Genomic DNA, 18399 nt, shown 5'->3' on the forward strand with positions numbered 1-18399 from the left:
GTGACACCGCATCTACCTAGGCTGACTTTGCACAACAAAGTCGACCGGCCGCAACCCCATGGCTGGCTTATGGAGACACGCAATGACTCGGATCGCTCGCTCTGGCGACAACAGCACTGAACGCCGTCTGCAAGCCGAACGCCTGGTCGGCCCGGCAGCCCTGCAGGAAGCCCAGGCCCTGAGGTTCAGCGTATTCAGCGGTGAATTCAAGGCCAAGCTCAAAGGCGCCGAACTGGGCCTGGACATGGATGACTACGACATTCATTGCCGCCACATCGGCGTGCGCGACTTGACCAGCGGGCGCCTGGTCGCCACCACCCGCCTGCTCGACCATCAGGCTGCCAGCAGCCTGGGGCGCTTCTACAGCGAAGAGGAGTTCAGCCTGCACGGCCTCGGCCACCTGCAAGGGCCGATCCTCGAACTGGGGCGCACCTGCGTCGACCCGGCCTACCGCAACGGCGGCACCATCGCCGTGCTCTGGGCAGAACTGGCCGAAGTGCTCAACGAGGGCCGCTACAGCTACCTGATGGGTTGCGCCAGCATCCCCATGCAGGATGGCGGCGTGCAGGCCCATGCGATCATGCAACGCCTGCGCGAACGTTACCTGTGCACCGAGCACCTGCGCGCCGAACCGAAAAACCCGCTGCCAAGCCTGGCCCTGCCGGGTAACGTCATCGCCGAGATGCCGCCGCTGCTCAAGGCCTACATGCGCCTGGGGGCGAAGATCTGCGGCGAGCCGTGCTGGGACGAAGACTTCCAGGTCGCCGACGTGTTCATTCTGCTCAAGCGCGACGAGCTGTGTCCGCGCTATGCCCGGCACTTCAAGGCGGCGGTCTGATGCAGCGCCTGCGCGTCTATGGGCGCGTAATTCGGGTGCTGCTGGTGGTGCTGTTCGGCCTGGCCATGGCCGCGCTGTTCACCCTCTACGAGCGCCTGCGCGTACCGGCCTCGACCGAGCGCCGGCAGCGCTGGTCGCAGCTGTTCATGGGCAGGCTGAGCAACGCCCTGCCGTTCAAGGTGCGGGTGGTGGGCCAGGTGCCGCAGCAACCGATGCTGTGGGTCAGCAACCATGTGTCCTGGACCGACATCCCGTTGCTGGGCATGCTTGCGCCGCTGTCGTTCCTGTCCAAGGCCGAAGTGCGCACCTGGCCGATTGCCGGCTGGCTGGCGCTCAAGGCCGGCACTCTATTTATCCGCCGCGGTGGTAACGACAGCCAGCTGCTGCGCCAGCAGATCAGCCAGCACCTGCAACAAGGCAGCGCATTGTTGATTTTCCCCGAAGGCACCACCACCGACGGGCGCAGCCTGCGCACCTTTCATGGGCGCCTGCTGGCGAGTGCCATCGATACACAAACCCCGTTGCAGCCGGTCGCCCTGCGCTACCTGCGCAACGGCCAGAGCGATGCGATCGCACCGTTTATCGGTAATGACGATTTGCTCTCGCACCTGTTCCGGCTGTTTGCCAATGATTGCGCCGAGGTCGAGATCCATCTGCTCGCGCCAATTGCCAGCGCCGGCGAAGAACGCGCCGCCCTGGCGTTCAAGGCGCAGCAGGTAATCCAGCAGGCACTGTTCGGCAGCGAACCGGTTGCCCAGCCACAACGCCGGGCCAGGGCCGCCTAGGTATTGGCCCTGGCAAAGCGCTGAAGCTCTGGGTAGAAATTGCGAAAGTCATTCAGCAATGGCTGGTACAGCGCCGTCACCTCCTCTATCGCACCGTCCATGCCTTCGGGCCGTGACAGGCGCCGGGCAATGCCGCGAAACACTTGTTCGAGCACCGCGAATTCGCGGTAAGACCCCAGCCAGTCATCGGCGGCCATGTACGGCGCGATTTGCGCCAGGCGCCCAGGCAAGGCCGGCTCGGCGGCGAGGACCTGGTACACGCGGTCGGTGAACTGACCCAATGGCTGCTCAGCGTAATCCTGCCAGTGCAAGGCCAGGCAGTGGTCGAAAAACACATCGAGGATGATCCCGGCATAACGCCGCCGCTGCCGCGGAAAACGCGCCAGCGCCGCCAGCACCAGTGGATGGCTGTCGGTGTAGACGTCGATCTGCCGGTGCAAACGAATCGCCGCTTCCAGCGACGGGGCAAAGCGCCCCTGCAACGGTCCTTTGACGAAATCGCCATAGAGGCTGCCGAGCAATTGCTCGGGCTGCTGACCGCCGAGGTGAAGGTGTGCGAGGTAGTTCATGGACTGGGATTCTAGCACCCCGGCATCTATATCGTTATAACCCGATATAGCGATTTACGCTGAGCTCAGAACCACATCATATTTGTATATCGCGAAATACCGATTTATATTTCGCCACATCGCGATATACCGCTACACAACCACGAGCCCAACCATGCCTCTCGATCTCGACGAAATAATAAAAGCCCTGGCCCACCCAGTACGGCGAGAAATCCTCAACTGGCTGAAGGACCCCGACGCGCAGTTCCCCGACCAGCACCACAGCACCGAACACGGTGTGTGTGCCGGGCAGATCGATCAACGCTGCGGCCTGTCGCAGTCGACCGTTTCTGCCCACCTGGCGACCCTGCAGCGCGCGGGCCTGATCAGCAGCCAGAAGATTGGCCAGTGGCATTTTTTCAAACGCAACGAGGAAACCATCCAGGCCTTCCTCCAGCAGATGAGCCAAGAGCTCTGACAAGGACCTTGCAATGCCCCTTTCGCTGATAATCCTGGCGCTCAGCGCCTTCGCCATCGGTACCACCGAGTTCGTCATCATGGGTCTGCTGCCCGACGTGGCGGCAGACCTGGGTGTGTCGATTCCCGGTGCCGGCTGGCTGGTCACCGGTTACGCCCTGGGCGTGGCCATCGGTGCGCCGTTCATGGCCCTGGCCACCTCGCGCCTGCCGCGTAAAGCGGCGCTGATTGCGCTGATGGGCGTGTTCATCGTCGGCAACCTGCTGTGTGCGGTGGCCAGCGACTACAACCTGCTGATGTTCGCCCGGGTGGTGACCGCCCTGTGCCACGGTGCCTTCTTCGGAATCGGCTCGGTGGTCGCGGCCAGCCTGGTGCCGGCCAACCGCCGCGCCTCGGCCGTGGCCCTGATGTTCACCGGCCTGACCCTGGCCAACGTCCTTGGCGTGCCGCTGGGCACCGCGCTGGGTCAGGAATACGGCTGGCGCTCGACTTTCTGGGCGGTAACCGTGATCGGCGTGATTGCCTTGATCGGCCTGATCCGCTTCCTGCCGTTTCGCCATGACGAAGAAAAACTCGACATGCGCGCCGAACTGGCTGCGCTCAAAGGCGCCGGCATCTGGCTGTCGCTATCGATGACCGTACTGTTCTCAGCCTCGATGTTCGCCTTGTTCACCTATGTCGCGCCGCTGCTTGGCGACGTCACCGGCGTTTCGCCACGGGGCGTGACCTGGACCCTGCTGCTGATCGGCGTCGGCCTGACCCTGGGCAATATCGTCGGCGGCAAGCTGGCCGACAAGCGCCTGGGCGCCACTCTGGTCGGCGTGTTCGCCAGCATGGCGGTGGTCTCCACCGTGCTGAGCTGGACCAGCGTCGCGCTGATTCCGGCCGAAATCACCCTGTTCCTCTGGGCCACCGCCGCCTTTGCCGCCGTGCCTGCCCTGCAAGTCAACGTGGTGACCTTCGGCAAGGCCGCGCCGAACCTGGTCTCGACCCTGAACATCGGCGCCTTCAACCTGGGCAACGCCCTTGGCGCCTGGGTCGGCGGCACCGTCATCGCCCAGGGCCTGGGCCTGACCCGCGTGCCCCTGGCCGCCGCAGCGCTGGCGGTACTGGCGCTGATCGTCACCCTGATCACCTTCAGCCAGAGCGGCAAAAAAGCCGAACTGGCACCTGCCACTCACTGATAAGCCTTGAGGTATTTATGACGACGCTTTTTGATCCGATCACCCTCGGCGACCTCGTGCTGCCGAACCGCATCATCATGGCCCCACTGACCCGCTGCCGCGCCGATGAAGGCCGGGTGCCCAACGCACTGATGGCCGAGTACTACGTGCAGCGCGCCAGCGCCGGCCTGATCCTCAGCGAAGCGACCTCGGTGACGCCCATGGGCGTCGGCTACCCGGACACCCCGGGCATCTGGTCCAACGACCAGGTGCGCGGCTGGACCAACGTGACCAAGGCCGTGCATGGCGCCGGCGGGCGGATTTTCCTGCAGCTGTGGCACGTAGGGCGGATCTCTCACCCCAGCTACCTCAATGGTGAAACCCCGGTCGCGCCGAGCGCCATCCAGCCCAAAGGCCATGTCAGCCTGGTGCGTCCACTGGCCGATTACCCGACCCCGCGCGCACTGGAAACCGCAGAAATCGCCGACATTGTCGAGGCTTACCGTACCGGCGCCGAGAATGCCAAGGCGGCCGGTTTCGATGGCGTTGAAGTGCACGCGGCCAACGGCTACCTGATCGACCAGTTCCTGCAGAGCAGCACCAACCAGCGCGATGACCAGTACGGCGGTTCGCTGAAGAACCGTGCTCGGCTGTTGCTGGAAGTGACTGACGCGGTGAGCGAAGTCTGGGGCGCGCAACGGGTGGGTGTGCACCTGGCACCGCGCGCCGACTCCCATGACATGGGCGACGCCAACCGCGCCGAGACTTTCACTTATGTGGCGCGCGAACTGGGCAAGCGCGGCATCGCCTTCATCTGCTCGCGGGAGAAGGAAGCCGACGACAGCATCGGCGCACTGATCAAACAAGCCTTTGGCGGCCCGTATATCGTCAACGAGCGCTTCACCAAGGCCAGCGCCAACACAGCGCTGGCCAGCGGTAAAGCCGATGCGGTGGCCTTCGGCATTCCGTTCATTGCCAACCCGGACCTGCCAGCGCGGCTGGCGGCGGATGCGCCACTGAACGAACCGCATCCGGAGACCTTCTATGGCAAGGGGCCAGTGGGTTACATCGATTATCCGCGACTGTAAACCTTGGGGCTGCCGTGCAGCCCATCGCCGGCAAGGCCAGCTCCCACAAAGTCCGCTGCAAGCAGATCCAGTGTGGGAGCCGGCCTTGCCGGCGATGGGCTGCAACAGCGGCCCTGTTTAACGCCGATCAAGGCCGGGCGTTGATCTGCTGTTGCAGGTTCTGCACCTGGCTTTGCAGGGTATTGATATTGCGCGTCACCTGGCCACGAAACGCATCAAACTCCGCCGTCGAGGCACCGCTGCTGGCCGCCGGCGCCGGGCGGTTCTCCTGCTCGCTCTTGAGCACGATCAGGTCCTGCTCCAGGCGCTGAATCGCCGCTGAAGGGTTGCCCTGCTTCTTCAAGGCTGCCACATCAGCGTTCAGGCTCTTGAGCTCACCTTCAAGCTTGCCGCCATCCACCTGGGCCGTCTTCAATGCGGCCAGCTCCTCGTTCACACGCTTGAGCTGGGCCTGCAACTGCTCCTGCAATTTGGCATTGGCCGCTTGCTGTTCGCTGGCCTGCGCCAGCACTTGCTCCAGGCGTTTACCCAGGTCACCGGTCTGCCCGGCTACACCCTGTTGTTGCTTGCCCTGCTCGGTCAGGCTCGCCTGCAACTGCCTGATCTGCAGCTTCAGGGCTTCGCTGTCGGTGCTGACACTGCTCTCGCTGGCCGCCACCTTGCCGCTGATTGCCTGCAGGCGCCCCGCCGCTTCTTCACTGATGCGGGCAAAGCTTTCCTGGGTGGCAACCAGTTGCTGTTCCATCAGCGAAATCTGCTGAAAGCTCCACCAGCCAAGGCCCGCCAGGGCAATGAACGAGGCGCCGAGCAACGCCCACAACGGGCCGCTGCTGGCCACCTTGGGCTGGGCATGCGCGGCCGCCGCACCGCCACGACGCACGCCGGCAACCGGGACAACATCATCGTCGTCACGGCTACCGGCACTCAAGGTCGGTACATTATCGAAATCATCTGGGGCATTGTTACGCATGGGATCCCTTCAACCACGGTGATAGCAAATGGTCATTAGTATAAAGCCTGATCTGCGCACTGATCGACCGCAAAGCCGTGATCGGGTTCAGTGCTGGCCGGACGCAAGGTCCTGGGCTTTCCACCAGCCGCAGAACTCATCCAGTGCCGACCACAGGCTGACGCTGGGGCGGTAATCAAGAAACTGCCGGGCGCGGCTGATGTCGAGGGTGAAGTCCTTGCTCATCACCTGCATCCCCAAGCGTGACAGGGTCGGCTGCGGGCGGCCCGGCCAGAGCAGGCAGGCGCCTTCGTTCAAGGCTGCAAGGCTGTAGGCCAGGCCGTAGGAACGGTAGCGGGTGACTTGCGGCAGGTGCATTTGCCGCATCACATAATTGACCACATCCCACAGCGGCAAGGGATGACCGTTGCTGATGTTGTAGGCCTGGCCAAGCGCCGCGTTATCGGCGAGCAAGGCACTGATCAGCGCTTCGTTGAGGTTCTGCACGCTGGTGAAGTCGACCTTGTTCAGGCCATTGCCGATGATCGCCAGGCGCCGCTTGCGTTGCATCTGCAGCAAGCGCGGGAAGATGCTCACATCACCCGCGCCGGTGACAAAGCGCGGACGCAGGGCGAGCACTTCGAGGCCAAACTCCTGGGCGCCGAAGACCTTCTGTTCGGCCAGGTGCTTGGTGGCCCCGTAATGGTCATGAAAGCGCCGTGGCACCTGGTCTTCAGTAATGCCCAGCTGCGAGCGGCCATTGAAATAGATCGACGGCGAAGACAGGTGCACCAAGCGCCGTACATGCTCCTTCAGGCAAGCCTCGACAACGTTTTCAGTGACCACCACGTTGCCTTGGTAAAAGTCCTGGTACCGCCCCCAGTTGCCCACCGCACCGGCGCAATGCACCACCGCCTCGACGCCCTGGCACAGGCGTCGGGCCAGGTCCGGATCGCCAAGGTCACCCGGGATGAACTGCGCGCCGCGTCGCACCAGGTGCTCGACGCCTTCGGCGCGGCGGCCGTTGACCCGAACGTCAAAGCCCTGCTCCAGGGCAAAGCGCGCAAAGCGCCCGCCTATGAAGCCGCTCGCGCCGGTGACCAGAATTTGCATGTAGCACTCCGCCTAAAACAGGTTTTTCAGATACTGCTGACGCCGCCAATGCCTACAAGGGCACCAGCCACTGCCCGGCCGTCAGGCGCAGGTGATCCGTCAGTTGGCCGAGCAACTGCCCGCCATTGCGCCAATGATGCCAGTACAAGGGCACGTCGATGGGTTTATCCGCGGATATTTCTACCAGGCGCCCGCTGGCCAGCTGATCGCGCACCTGCAGTTCCGGCACCAGGCCCCAGCCCAGGCCCGCTTCGGTCATGCGCAAGAAGCCTTCGGACGACGGGCACAGGTGATGGAGGAAACCGTCCTGAATACCTAACGAAGCCAGGTAACGGTGCTGAAGAAAGTCATCTGGCCCGAACACCAGCGCCGGCGTGCGCGACAGCCGCGCGGCAGCGAAACCGGCTGGAAAGTAGCGCGCCATGAACGCCGGGCTGGCCAGTGCCCGGTAACGCATGGCGCCGAGCAACAGGCTGCGTGCGCCGGCCACCGGCCGCTCGCTGCCGCACAGGCAGGCTGCCACTTCGCCGGCGCGCATGCGCTTGAGGCCGACTTCCTGGTCTTCGACCACCAGGTCGAGCAACACCTGCTGATCGGCACAGAACTCGCCCACAGCGCCTGCCCACCAGGTTGCCAGGCTGTCGGCATTGAGGGCGATGCGCAGGCGCTCGGGCATGCCCTCTGCATCCAGCGCCGGCACCTGGCTCTGCAGATCGCGCTCAAGCAGGCGCACCTGTTGCACATGGTTGAGCAGGCGCCGGCCGACATCGGTGGGGCTCGGCGGATTGGCGCGCACCAGCACGGGCTGGCCAACGCGCGCCTCGAGCAACTTGATGCGCTGGGAAATCGCCGACTGCGACAAGCCCAGCACCTGGGCGGCGCGCTCAAAACCGGCCTGCTCGATCACGGCGGCGAGGGCAGACAGCAGTTTGTAATCGAACATTATTTTTCCTAATGCCAGATCAGCTTTATTTGTTTTTCTTATACAGAGGAAATCCCCACAATGGCCAGCATCTTCTTTGTATTTGCGCCCGCGCCCTGCGGGTGTCTTGTGGAGTTCCCCTTATGTGGCAAAGCTACCTGAACGGCCTGTTGGTCGCCTTCGGCCTGATCATGGCGATCGGCACGCAAAACGCCTTTGTCCTGGCACAGAGCCTGCGCCGCGAACATCACCTGCCGGTGGCGGCGCTGTGCGTGGTCTGCGATGCCATCCTGGTGGCCGCGGGCGTGTTTGGCCTGGCCACGGTGCTGGCGCAAAACCCGACCCTGCTGGCGGTGGCGCGCTGGGGTGGCGCGGTGTTTCTGATCTGGTACGGCGCCAAGGCGCTGCTGCGCGCCTGCTCGCAACAAAGCCTGCAACAGGGCGAAGGCCAGGGCTTGCGTTCGCGTCGGGCGGTGCTGCTCAGCGCCCTGGCGGTGACCCTGCTCAACCCCCACGTATACCTCGACACGGTATTGCTGATCGGCTCGCTGGGCGCCCAGCAGACCGTGCCCGGCGCTTACGTGGCCGGCGCCGCCAGCGCCTCGCTGCTGTGGTTTTTCACCCTCGCCCTGGGCGCCGCCTGGCTGGCCCCGTGGCTGGCGCGCCCAGGCACCTGGCGGCTGCTCGACCTGATGGTGGCGGTGATGATGTTTGCCGTGGCGGCGCAGCTGATCTTTACCTGAGGCGCCGCTCGTCCGGCACCGGCAAAGGCTCTGGAACCTCTTTCCCGTACACTTGTTGCGTGGTTATGCACCGGGCCCGGTGCTATGATCCAGCCCTTGCGTCGCAAAGAGTACAAACTCGCCGACGCACACCGGCCGCCCGTGATCGGCCTTGCGCTCACCGCAACAGACCTGATTAGGAGAATCACCATGGCTTTTGAATTGCCGCCGCTGCCTTACGCCCACGACGCCCTGCAGCCGCACATTTCCAAGGAAACCCTGGAATACCACCACGACAAGCACCACAACACCTATGTCGTGAACCTGAACAACCTGGTGCCAGGCACCGAGTTCGAAGGCAAGACCCTGGAAGAGATCGTCAAGACTTCCTCGGGCGGTATCTTCAACAACGCCGCTCAGGTCTGGAACCACACCTTCTACTGGAACTGCCTGGCGCCAAACGCCGGCGGCCAACCAACCGGCGCCCTGGCTGAAGCCATCAACGCCGCGTTCGGTTCGTTCGACAAGTTCAAGGAAGAGTTCACCAAGACTTCGGTCGGCACCTTCGGTTCCGGTTGGGGCTGGCTGGTGAAAAAATCCGACGGTTCCCTGGCCCTGGCCAGCACCATCGGCGCCGGCAATCCGCTGACCAACGGCGACACCCCGCTGCTGACCTGCGACGTCTGGGAACACGCCTACTACATCGACTACCGTAACGTGCGTCCGAAGTACGTCGAGGCGTTCTGGAACCTGGTCAACTGGAAGTTCGTCGCCGAGCAGTTCGAAGGCAAAACCTTCACTGCCTGAGCCAGCTGCTGAGCAATACCTTGCACAAGGTATTGAGCGCGCGAAAAGCCCACCCTAGCGGTGGGCTTTTTTATGCGCGTCTGCGCTGCAACATTTTTCATCCTATTCAGGCGCCGTGCATCTTGCCGCGCACGCAGAGCACGCTAACATCAAACGTTGGGAAACTCGTTGCCACGGATTAAAGTCGCGAGGCCGGGCAACCGATACAGTGACGGCAGGCAGCCAACCTGCTCCTGGTGCAAAATGCACCGTCAAGGAGCTGGAGAAGTCCTGTTGACGGCCGATAGTGGATTGCCAAGTTTGATGGCAAAATGATGCCATGCGCATGGATTAAGGAAACCCCATTGAAGCTGGAACTCAAGAACAGCTTATCGGTCAAGTTGCTCAGGGTAGTACTGCTCTCGGCGTTGGTCGTCGGTGTAGTTCTCAGTTGTGCGCAGATCGTCTTTGATGCCTACAAGACCCGCCAGGCCGTCGCCAATGACGCCCAACGGATCCTCGACATGTTCCGCGACCCTTCGACCCAGGCGGTGTACAGCCTGGACAAGGAAATGGGCATGCAGGTCATGGAGGGCTTGTTCCAGGACGAGTCCGTGCGCATGGCCTCCATCGGCCATCCCAACGAGACCATGCTGGCGGAAAAATCCCGCCCGCTGCAGGAGGTTTCCAGCCGCTGGCTGACCGACCTGATTCTCGGCCAGGAGCGCAACTTCACCACCCAGCTGGTCGGCCGTGGCCCCTATAGTGAATATTACGGCGACCTGAGCATCACCCTCGACACCGCCTCCTACGGCGAGGGCTTCCTGGTCAGTTCAGTGATCATCTTCATTTCCGGCGTGCTGCGCGCCCTGGCCATGGGCCTGGTGCTGTACCTGGTCTATCACTGGATGCTGACCAAGCCGCTGTCGAAGATCATCGAGCACCTCACCCAGATCAACCCCGACCGTCCCAGCCAGCACCAGTTGCCGCTGATCAAGGGCCACGAAAAGAACGAGCTGGGCCTGTGGGTCAATACCGCCAACCAGTTGCTGGCCTCGATCGAGCGCAATACCCACCTGCGCCATGAAGCCGAGAACAGCCTGTTGCGCATGGCCCAGTACGACTTTCTCACCGGCCTGCCGAACCGCCAGCAACTGCAGCAGCAACTGGACAAAATCCTCGTCGACGCCGGGCGCCTGCAACGCCGGGTGGCGGTACTGTGCGTGGGCCTTGACGACTTCAAGGGCATCAACGAGCAGTTCAGCTACCAGGCCGGCGACCAGTTGCTGCTGGCCCTGGCCGACCGCCTGCGCGCCCACAGTGGCCGCCTCGGTGCCCTGGCCCGCCTGGGCGGCGACCAGTTCGCCCTGGTCCAGGCCGATATCGAGCAGCCCTACGAAGCGGCGGAGCTGGCCCAGAGCATTCTCGATGACCTCGAGGCGCCGTTCGCCCTCGACCACCAGGAAATCCGCCTGCGCGCGACCATCGGCATCACCCTGTTCCCCGAAGACGGCGACAGCACCGAGAAGCTGCTGCAAAAGGCCGAGCAGACCATGACCCTGGCCAAGGCCCGCTCGCGCAACCGCTACCAGTTCTACATCGCCAGTGTCGACAGCGAGATGCGCCGGCGCCGCGAGCTGGAAAAAGACCTGCGCGAAGCGCTGCCGCGCAACCAGCTGTTCCTGGTCTACCAGCCACAGATCAGCTACCGCGACCATCGCGTGGTCGGTGTCGAGGCGCTGCTGCGCTGGCAGCATCCGGAACTGGGCATGGTACCGCCGGACCAGTTCATCCCCCTGGCCGAGCAGAACGGCAACATCATCAGCATCGGCGAATGGGTGCTCGACCAGGCTTGCCGGCAACTACGCGACTGGCACGATCAGGGCTTCAGCGAACTGCGCATGGCGGTCAACCTGTCGACCGTGCAACTGCACCACAACGAGTTGCCGCGAGTGGTCAACAACCTGCTGCAGATCTACCGCCTGCCGCCGCGCAGCCTGGAGCTGGAAGTCACCGAGACCGGCCTGATGGAAGACATCAGCACCGCTGCCCAGCACCTGCTGAGCCTGCGCCGCTCCGGGGCGCTGATTGCCATTGACGACTTCGGCACCGGCTACTCGTCGCTCAGCTACCTGAAGTCGCTGCCGCTGGACAAGATCAAGATCGACAAGAGCTTCGTCCAGGACCTGCTCGATGACGACGACGATGCCACCATCGTCCGCGCCATCATCCAGCTGGGCAAGAGCCTGGGCATGCAAGTCATTGCCGAAGGGGTCGAGACGGCGGAACAGGAAGCCTACATCATCGCCCAGGGTTGCCATGAAGGTCAGGGCTACCACTACAGCAAACCCTTGCCGGCCCGGGAGCTGACTGCGTTCCTCAAACAGGCCCAGCGCAACCAGGTTTCGATTCTCTAACCCCTGTACGCATTGCTCGAAGCGGTCAACCCACGCATTTGAATATTTACGTGACTGCCCCTTTACACAAAATGCAAATCTTTCGCATTATGTTGCAGTTTTGCGTGCCCCCGGTACGCCTGTCCAACCTCTCGACGCAGGAATTCGCCATGATTCGTATGCCTCTGGCCACCGCCAGTCTGTTGGCCATTGCCATCTCTCTCGCCGGTTGCGGCGACAGCAAGGACAAGGACAAAGCCGCCGCACCGCAAGCCCCGGCCACCACCTCGGCTACCGCCCCTGCTGCCGCTGGCGCCGTCGACGAGGCAGCGGCCAAGGCCGTGGTCAAGCATTACGCCGACATGGTCCACGCCGTCTACAGCGACTCGCTGAGCACCGCCAAGACCCTGCAAACCGCGATCGACGCCTTCCTTGCCAAGCCCAGCGACGAAACCCTGAACGCTGCCAAGGCCGCCTGGGTCGCTGCCCGTGTGCCATACCTGCAGAGCGAAGTGTTCCGCTTCGGCAACACCATCATCGACGACTGGGAAGGCCAGGTGAACGCCTGGCCGCTGGACGAAGGCCTGATCGACTACGTCGACAAGAGCTACGAGCATGCTCTGGGCAACCCTGGCGCGACCGCCAACATCATCGCCAATACCCAGGTTCAGGTCGGCGAAGACAAGGTTGACGTCAAGGACATCACCCCGGAGAAGCTCGCCAGCCTGAACGAGCTGGGCGGCTCCGAAGCCAACGTTGCCACCGGTTACCACGCCATCGAATTCCTGCTCTGGGGCCAGGACCTCAACGGCACCGGCCCGGGCGCCGGCGCTCGTCCTGCCTCCGACTACCTGGAAGGTCAGGGCGCTACCGGCGGCCACAACGAGCGCCGCCGTGCCTACCTCAAAGCCGTGACCCAACTGCTGGTCAACGACCTCGAGGAAATGGTCGGCAACTGGGCACCGAACGTTGCCACCAACTACCGTGCCACCCTCGAAGCCGAGCCAGTGGCCGACGGCCTGCGCAAGATGCTGTTCGGCATGGGCAGCCTGTCGCTGGGCGAACTGGCTGGCGAGCGCATGAAGGTTTCCCTGGAAGCCAATTCGCCTGAAGACGAGCAGGACTGCTTCAGCGACAACACCCACAACTCGCACTTCTATGACGCCAAGGGCATCCGCAACGTCTACCTGGGCGAGTACACCCGCACCGACGGCACCAAGCTGAGCGGCCCGAGCCTGTCGTCGCTGGTGGCCAAAATCGACGCCGCCACCGACACCACCCTCAAGGCCGACCTGCAAGCAACCGAAGCCAAGATTCAGGTGATGGTCGACCATGCCGCCAAAGGCGAGCACTACGACCAGCTGATCGCGGCCGACAACGCTGCCGGCAACCAGATCGTGCGTGACGCCATCGCCGCCCTGGTCAAGCAGACCGGTGCGATCGAACAGGCCGCAAGCAAACTGGGCATCGCCAACCTGGCACCGGACACCGCTGATCACGAGTTCTGATTCAGCGGCGGCTTGATAGAGGCGACCTTCGGGTCGCCTTCTTTATGCGCATCATCGCGGGTCGAGCCCGCTCCCACAGGATTGGTGCAGGCAGGTCCACTGGAGGCGCCGGCTTGCCCCGCGATAGATTTCATCGAGCAAACGCAAATCCCTCTTATTCAATTACCCCGAGCCTGCTAAGCTTGCACGCCGGTTTTTTGCCCAAGCCCCAGGATTATTGATGTCCTCGTTGCTTCCCCGTCTCAGCCCCCTGCTTCTGGTCGCCGTTCTGGCCGGTTGCGACGACGCCCCGCGATTCACCCAGGCCGAGCCCGGTGAAGCGCTGGCCGGTGGCAAGGCGACGGTGAACAAGCGCGACCAGAACGCCTACTCAATGCCTTCGGCCAACCTGCCGCCAAGCCGGCGCCTGGATTTCAGCGTCGGCAACAGCTTTTTCCGCAGCCCCTGGGTGATCGCCCCGTCGACCACCACCGCCCGCGACGGCCTGGGCCCGCTGTTCAATACCAATGCCTGCCAGAACTGCCACATCAAGGACGGCCGCGGCCACCCGCCCGGGCCCAACGCCGCCAACGCGGTGTCGATGCTGGTGCGCCTGTCGATCCCCGATCAGCCGCAGTACGCCAAGGTTATCGAGCAACTGGGCATCGTCCCGGAGCCGGTGTATGGCGGTCAGTTGCAGGACATGGCGGTGCCGGGTGTCGCCCCCGAAGGCAAGGTGCGGGTCGAGTACGATACGCAACAGGTCACCTTCAAGGACGGCACCCAGGTCGAACTGCGCAAGCCGCGCCTGCAGATAACCCAGCTGGGCTACGGGCCGATGCACCCCGATACGCGCTTCTCGGCCCGGGTCGCCCCGCCGATGATCGGCCTGGGTCTGCTCGAGGCCATCCCCGAGGCGGCGCTGCTGGCTAATGCCGACCCCGACGACCGCAACGGCGATGGCATCCGCGGCCGCGCCAACCGGGTCTGGGACGATGCCCAGGGCAAGACCGTGGTCGGCCGCTTCGGCTGGAAGGCCGGGCAGCCGAACCTCAATCAGCAGAACGTCCATGCGTTTTCCGGTGACATGGGCCTGACCACCAGCCTGCGGCCAATGGACGACTGCACCCCGGCGCAGACCGACTGCCTCAACGCCGCCAACGGCAACGGCGCCAACGGCGAGCAGGAAGTCAGCGACAACATCCTGCGCCTGGTGCTGTTCTATACCCGCAACCTGGCGGTGCCGGTGCGCAAGGACGTCGATTCGCCCCAGGTGCTGGCCGGCAAGAACCTGTTCCACCAAGCCGGCTGCCAAGGCTGCCACACGCCACAGTTCACCACCGCCAGCGACGCCGCCGAGCCGGAGCTGGCCAACCAGCTGATCCGCCCCTACAGCGACCTGCTGCTGCATGACATGGGCCCGGGCCTGGCCGACAACCGCAGCGAGTTCGCCGCCAGCGGCCAGGACTGGCGCACCGCGCCGCTGTGGGGTATCGGCCTGAACGAGACCGTCAGCGGTCACACCCAGTTTCTTCACGATGGCCGCGCCCGCAACCTGCTCGAAGCTGTGCTCTGGCACGGTGGCGAAGCCGAAGCGGCCAAACAGTACGTCTTGAGCTTCAACGCCGGGCAACGCACCGCGTTGCTGGCTTTCCTGAATTCACTTTAAGCAAAGGAGCCGGGCATGTTCCGTCCCAAACTGTTGTTCACCAGCCTTGCCGCCCTCGCCCTCGGCGCCTGCTCGCCGCAAGACCCGCAAGCGGTGACCTCGGCGGCGATCGCCAAACAGGTAATCCTGCCGACCTACAGCCGCTGGGTCGAAGCCGACCGCCAGCTGGCCGTCAGCGCCCTGGCCTTCTGTGAAGGCAAGGCGGACCTGGCCACTGCCCGCGCCGATTTTCTCCATGCGCAAAAAGCCTGGGCCGAGTTGCAGCCCTTGTTGATCGGCCCGCTGGCCGAAGGCAACCGTGCCTGGCAGGTGCAGTTCTGGCCCGACAAGAAGAACCTGGTCGGCCGTCAGGTCGAGCAACTGGTCAACGGTGACAAGCCACTCGACGCCGAAACCCTGGGCAAATCCAGTGTCGTCGTGCGCGGCCTGTCGGCCTACGAGTACATCCTCTTCGACAGCAAGCCGGATGCCGCCAACGCCGAACAGAAAGCCCGCTACTGCCCACTGCTGGTGGCCATCGGCGAGCACCAGAAGGCCCTGGCCGAGGAAATCCTCAAAGGCTGGAACAGCACCGACGGCATGCTCGCGCAGATGACCAAGTTCCCCAACCAGCGCTACGCCGATTCCCACGAGGCCATCGCCGACCTGCTGCGGGCCCAGGTTACCGCCCTGGATACCCTGAAGAAGAAACTCGGCGCGCCCATGGGCCGCCTGAGCAAGGGTATCCCGCAGCCGCTGCAGGCCGAGGCCTGGCGCAGCCACTCCTCGCTGAAAAGCCTGGAAGCCAGCCTCAATGCTGCCCAGACCGTCTGGGTCGGGGTCGACAACAAAGGCCTGCGCGGCCTGCTGGGCAAAGACCAGCAAGCCTTGGCGGACAAGATCGACGCCGCCTACGCCAACGCCTCCAAGCTGCTGGCCGGCAACCAGAAAACCCTCGGCGAGTTGCTCGACGACGAAGCCGGCCGCCAGCAGCTGAACACTATTTACGACAGCCTCAACGCCGTTCACCGCCTGCACGAAGGCGAGCTGGCCAAGGCGCTGGGCATCCAGCTGGGCTTCAACGCCAACGACGGTGACTGATCATGTTGCGACGCCAGGCTCTCAAACTCGGTAGCGTTGTGCTCAGCGCCCTCACCCTCGGCGGCTGGACCCTGTTTCGCAACAAGGCCGGCACGCCGCTGCTGCTCTCGGCGCGTGACGATGGCGACGGCAAGCACTACGCCGTCGGCTACCGCCTGGACGGCACCCAGGTGTTCGCCACCGAGGTGGGCCAGCGTTGCCATGACATCATCAACCATCCCGAACAGCCAATTGCCCTGTTCGTCGCCCGCCGCCCCGGCACCGAGAGCTACCTGATCGACCTGCGCGATGGCCGCTTGCTGCAGACCATCACCTCGCAGCCGAACCGGCATTTCTACGGCCATGCGGTGATCCACAAGAGCGGCGAATGGCTCTACGCCACCGAGAACGACACCACTGACCCTGGCCGTGGCGTACTCGGTGTCTACCGTTTCGACGGCGAGCGCCTGAGCCATGCTGGCGAAATCTCGACCCACGGCATCGGCCCGCACCAGGTGTCGTGGATGCCCGACGGCGAAACCCTGGTGGTGGCCAACGGCGGCATTCGCACCGAAGCCGAAAGCCGGGTGGAGATGAACCTCGATGCCATGCAGCCGAGCCTGGTGCTGATGCAGCGCGACGGCACACTGCTGAGCAAAGAAGTGCTCAGCCAGCAGATGAACAGCGTCCGCCATTTGGCGATTGCCGCCGACGGCACCATCGTCGCCGGCCAGCAGTTCATGGGCGCCAGCCACGAGACTGCCGAGCTGCTGGCGATCAAGCGCCCGGGCCAGGCCTTTGAAGCCTTCCCGGTGCCCGAGCAGCAATTGCAGTCCATGGCCCACTACACCGCCAGCGTCGCCATTCACAACGAGCTGCGCCTGGTGGCCCTGACCGCGCCACGGGCCAACCGGCTGTTTATCTGGGACCTGGACAGCGCCCAGGTACGCCTTGATGCACCGATGCCCGATTGCGCCGGTGTCGGCGCGGTGGCCGACGGTTTTGTCGTGACCTCAGGCCAAGGCCGTTGCCGCCTGTACGATTGCCGCAAGCCCGAACTGATCGGCCAGCCCCTGCAATTGCCGTCCGGGCTCTGGGACAACCACCTGCACCTGGCCTGAAAATAGCCGGGAACACAGGCTTCCCAGGCCCGGTCAACAGAGTAATATTCGGCTACATCGCACGTGGGCAGGATCGCCCGTCGTCGTGCCAAGCGAACAACAATTCGTCTCCAAGGAACTGGACTATGCTGCGCCGCCGCATGCTGATCATGTTGGGTGTTGTCTTGCTGCTCGTGCTGATCCTGGGGGGCTACAAGGCCTTTGCCATCTATCAGCAGATCCAGATGTTCTCGGCCCCCAAGCCGCCGATCAGCGTGGCGGCGACCGAGGCCAGCGAACGTGCCTGGCAGAACCGCCTGCCGGCCGTGGGCAGCCTCAAGGCGCTGCAAGGGGTCGACCTGAGCCTGGAGATCGCCGGCACGGTCAAGGCCCTGCAATTCGAGTCCGGGCAGAAAGTCAGCAAGGGCCAGTTGTTGTTGCAACTGGACAGCGATGTCGAAACTGCATTGCTGGGTACCGCCCTCGCCGACCTGGGTCTGGCCCAGGTCGACTACAACCGCGGCAGCCAGCTGGTCGGCAGCCAGGCGATTTCCAAGGGTGAGTTCGATCGCTTGAGCGCCCAGTTCAAGCGCAACAAGGCAGTGGTCGATCAACTCAAGGCGGCGCTGGCAAAAAAGAGCATCAATGCGCCCTTCAGCGGCACCATCGGCATCCGCCAGGTGGACGTTGGCGACTACCTGGCCAGCGGCACGGTGATCGCCACCTTGCAAGACCTGAGCAGCCTCTACGTCGATTTCTTCGTCCCCGAGCAGTCGATTCCCAAGCTGAGCATTGGCCAGCAAGTGCTGGTCAGCGTCGCCGCCTACCCGCAAGAGCATTTCCCCGGCAGCATCAGCGCGATCAACCCCAAGGTCGAGGACAGCACCCGCAACGTGCAGGTCCGCGCCACCCTGGCCAACCCCGACGGCAAGCTGCTGCCCGGCATGTTCACCAGCCTGCAGGTTTTGCTGCCCGACCCGCAGCCACAGGTGGTGGTGCCGGAAAGCGCGGTGACCTACACCCTGTATGGCAACTCGGTGTATGTCGCCACGGCGAAAAAGCCTGAAGACGGCAAAGTGCCAGACAACGCCGACGCCCAGCCAACCCTGATTGCCGAACGCCGCTTCGTCGAGACCGGCGAGCGCCGCGATGGCCTGGTGATCATCAGCAAGGGGCTCAAGGCCGGCGAAACGGTAGTCACCGCCGGCCAGTTGAAACTCACCCAGGGCGCGCCGATCAGCATCAGCCCGGACAAAGCCCTGCAAGCCCCCGACAGCCCGCCGCGCAGCAACTGATC

General features: G+C 63.8%; 17 protein-coding genes. 13 read left to right on the forward strand and 4 right to left on the reverse strand.

Annotated elements, in window-relative coordinates:
- The first annotated feature begins 82 nt into the window (after positions 1-82).
- Both olsB and LOY34_RS22110 read left to right on the forward strand, forming a co-directional pair.
- Positions 83-838, forward strand: a complete 756-nt coding sequence (gene olsB, locus LOY34_RS22105) for an L-ornithine N(alpha)-acyltransferase (RefSeq protein WP_093379894.1) — start codon at positions 83-85, stop codon at positions 836-838.
- A complete protein-coding gene (locus LOY34_RS22110; protein ID WP_195884950.1) occupies positions 838-1623 on the forward strand; it encodes a 1-acyl-sn-glycerol-3-phosphate acyltransferase in 786 nt (261 codons plus the stop codon). Before olsB ends, LOY34_RS22110 begins: the two co-directional genes overlap by 1 nt.
- On the opposite strand, the gene LOY34_RS22115 is transcribed toward LOY34_RS22110, so the two are convergent.
- The gene (locus LOY34_RS22115) at positions 1620-2192 is read right to left on the reverse strand and encodes an ACP phosphodiesterase (protein WP_093379886.1); all 573 of its coding nucleotides are present in this window, start codon (positions 2190-2192) and stop codon (positions 1620-1622) included. The genes LOY34_RS22110 and LOY34_RS22115 overlap by 4 nt on opposite strands.
- Positions 2193-2346: 154 nt before the next feature.
- On the opposite strand from LOY34_RS22115, the gene LOY34_RS22120 reads away from it, so the two are divergent.
- The 3 genes from LOY34_RS22120 to LOY34_RS22130 are packed head-to-tail and all read left to right on the forward strand — an operon-like array spanning position 2347 to position 4899.
- On the forward strand, positions 2347-2649 hold the full coding sequence (locus tag LOY34_RS22120; RefSeq protein ID WP_038998919.1) for a helix-turn-helix transcriptional regulator: 303 nt from the start codon (positions 2347-2349) through the stop codon (positions 2647-2649).
- 13 nt (positions 2650-2662) lie between these two features.
- On the forward strand, positions 2663-3832 hold the full coding sequence (locus LOY34_RS22125; protein WP_093379882.1) for an MFS transporter: 1170 nt from the start codon (positions 2663-2665) through the stop codon (positions 3830-3832).
- 17 nt (positions 3833-3849) lie between these two features.
- Positions 3850-4899, forward strand: a complete 1050-nt coding sequence (locus tag LOY34_RS22130; RefSeq protein WP_195884951.1) for an alkene reductase — start codon at positions 3850-3852, stop codon at positions 4897-4899.
- A gap of 127 nt (positions 4900-5026) precedes the next feature.
- On the opposite strand, the gene LOY34_RS22135 is transcribed toward LOY34_RS22130, so the two are convergent.
- From LOY34_RS22135 to LOY34_RS22145, 3 genes are all read right to left on the reverse strand, one after another.
- Positions 5027-5869, reverse strand: coding sequence for a hypothetical protein (locus tag LOY34_RS22135; protein WP_045197411.1), 843 nt, complete (start codon positions 5867-5869; stop codon positions 5027-5029).
- 87 nt (positions 5870-5956) lie between these two features.
- Positions 5957-6961, reverse strand: coding sequence for an NAD(P)-dependent oxidoreductase (locus tag LOY34_RS22140; protein WP_045197409.1), 1005 nt, complete (start codon positions 6959-6961; stop codon positions 5957-5959).
- Between the two features lie 52 nt (positions 6962-7013).
- Entirely contained in the window at positions 7014-7904 is an 891-nt protein-coding gene (locus LOY34_RS22145) for a LysR family transcriptional regulator ArgP (RefSeq protein ID WP_045197407.1), read from the reverse strand.
- A gap of 122 nt (positions 7905-8026) precedes the next feature.
- Between LOY34_RS22145 and LOY34_RS22150 the strand changes: the two genes are divergently transcribed.
- The 8 genes from LOY34_RS22150 (at position 8027) to LOY34_RS22185 (ending at position 18397) form a co-directional block, all read left to right on the forward strand.
- Positions 8027-8626, forward strand: coding sequence for a LysE/ArgO family amino acid transporter (locus LOY34_RS22150; protein ID WP_045197405.1), 600 nt, complete (start codon positions 8027-8029; stop codon positions 8624-8626).
- 189 nt (positions 8627-8815) lie between these two features.
- Positions 8816-9412: a superoxide dismutase gene (locus LOY34_RS22155; RefSeq protein WP_045197403.1), complete on the forward strand. Its 597-nt coding sequence runs from the start codon at positions 8816-8818 to the stop codon at positions 9410-9412.
- Between the two features lie 314 nt (positions 9413-9726).
- Positions 9727-11808, forward strand: a complete 2082-nt coding sequence (locus LOY34_RS22160; RefSeq protein ID WP_404944436.1) for a putative bifunctional diguanylate cyclase/phosphodiesterase — start codon at positions 9727-9729, stop codon at positions 11806-11808.
- A 149-nt stretch (positions 11809-11957) separates the two neighbouring features.
- Complete coding sequence (locus LOY34_RS22165; protein ID WP_093387302.1) at positions 11958-13295, forward strand: imelysin family protein; 1338 nt, start codon at positions 11958-11960, stop codon at positions 13293-13295.
- Positions 13296-13515: 220 nt separating this feature from the next.
- The gene (locus LOY34_RS22170; protein ID WP_045197399.1) at positions 13516-14943 is read left to right on the forward strand and encodes a di-heme oxidoredictase family protein; all 1428 of its coding nucleotides are present in this window, start codon (positions 13516-13518) and stop codon (positions 14941-14943) included.
- A gap of 15 nt (positions 14944-14958) precedes the next feature.
- On the forward strand, positions 14959-16023 hold the full coding sequence (locus LOY34_RS22175) for an imelysin family protein (protein WP_045197396.1): 1065 nt from the start codon (positions 14959-14961) through the stop codon (positions 16021-16023).
- A gap of 2 nt (positions 16024-16025) precedes the next feature.
- Complete coding sequence (locus LOY34_RS22180; protein WP_045197394.1) at positions 16026-17123, forward strand: DUF1513 domain-containing protein; 1098 nt, start codon at positions 16026-16028, stop codon at positions 17121-17123.
- 125 nt (positions 17124-17248) lie between these two features.
- Entirely contained in the window at positions 17249-18397 is a 1149-nt protein-coding gene (locus tag LOY34_RS22185) for an efflux RND transporter periplasmic adaptor subunit (protein WP_045197392.1), read from the forward strand.
- Positions 18398-18399: the final 2 nt, after the last annotated feature.

Origin of the sequence: Pseudomonas sp. B21-009 (genome assembly GCF_024749345.1) — a bacterium.
Classification (GTDB): Bacteria; Pseudomonadota; Gammaproteobacteria; order Pseudomonadales; family Pseudomonadaceae; genus Aquipseudomonas.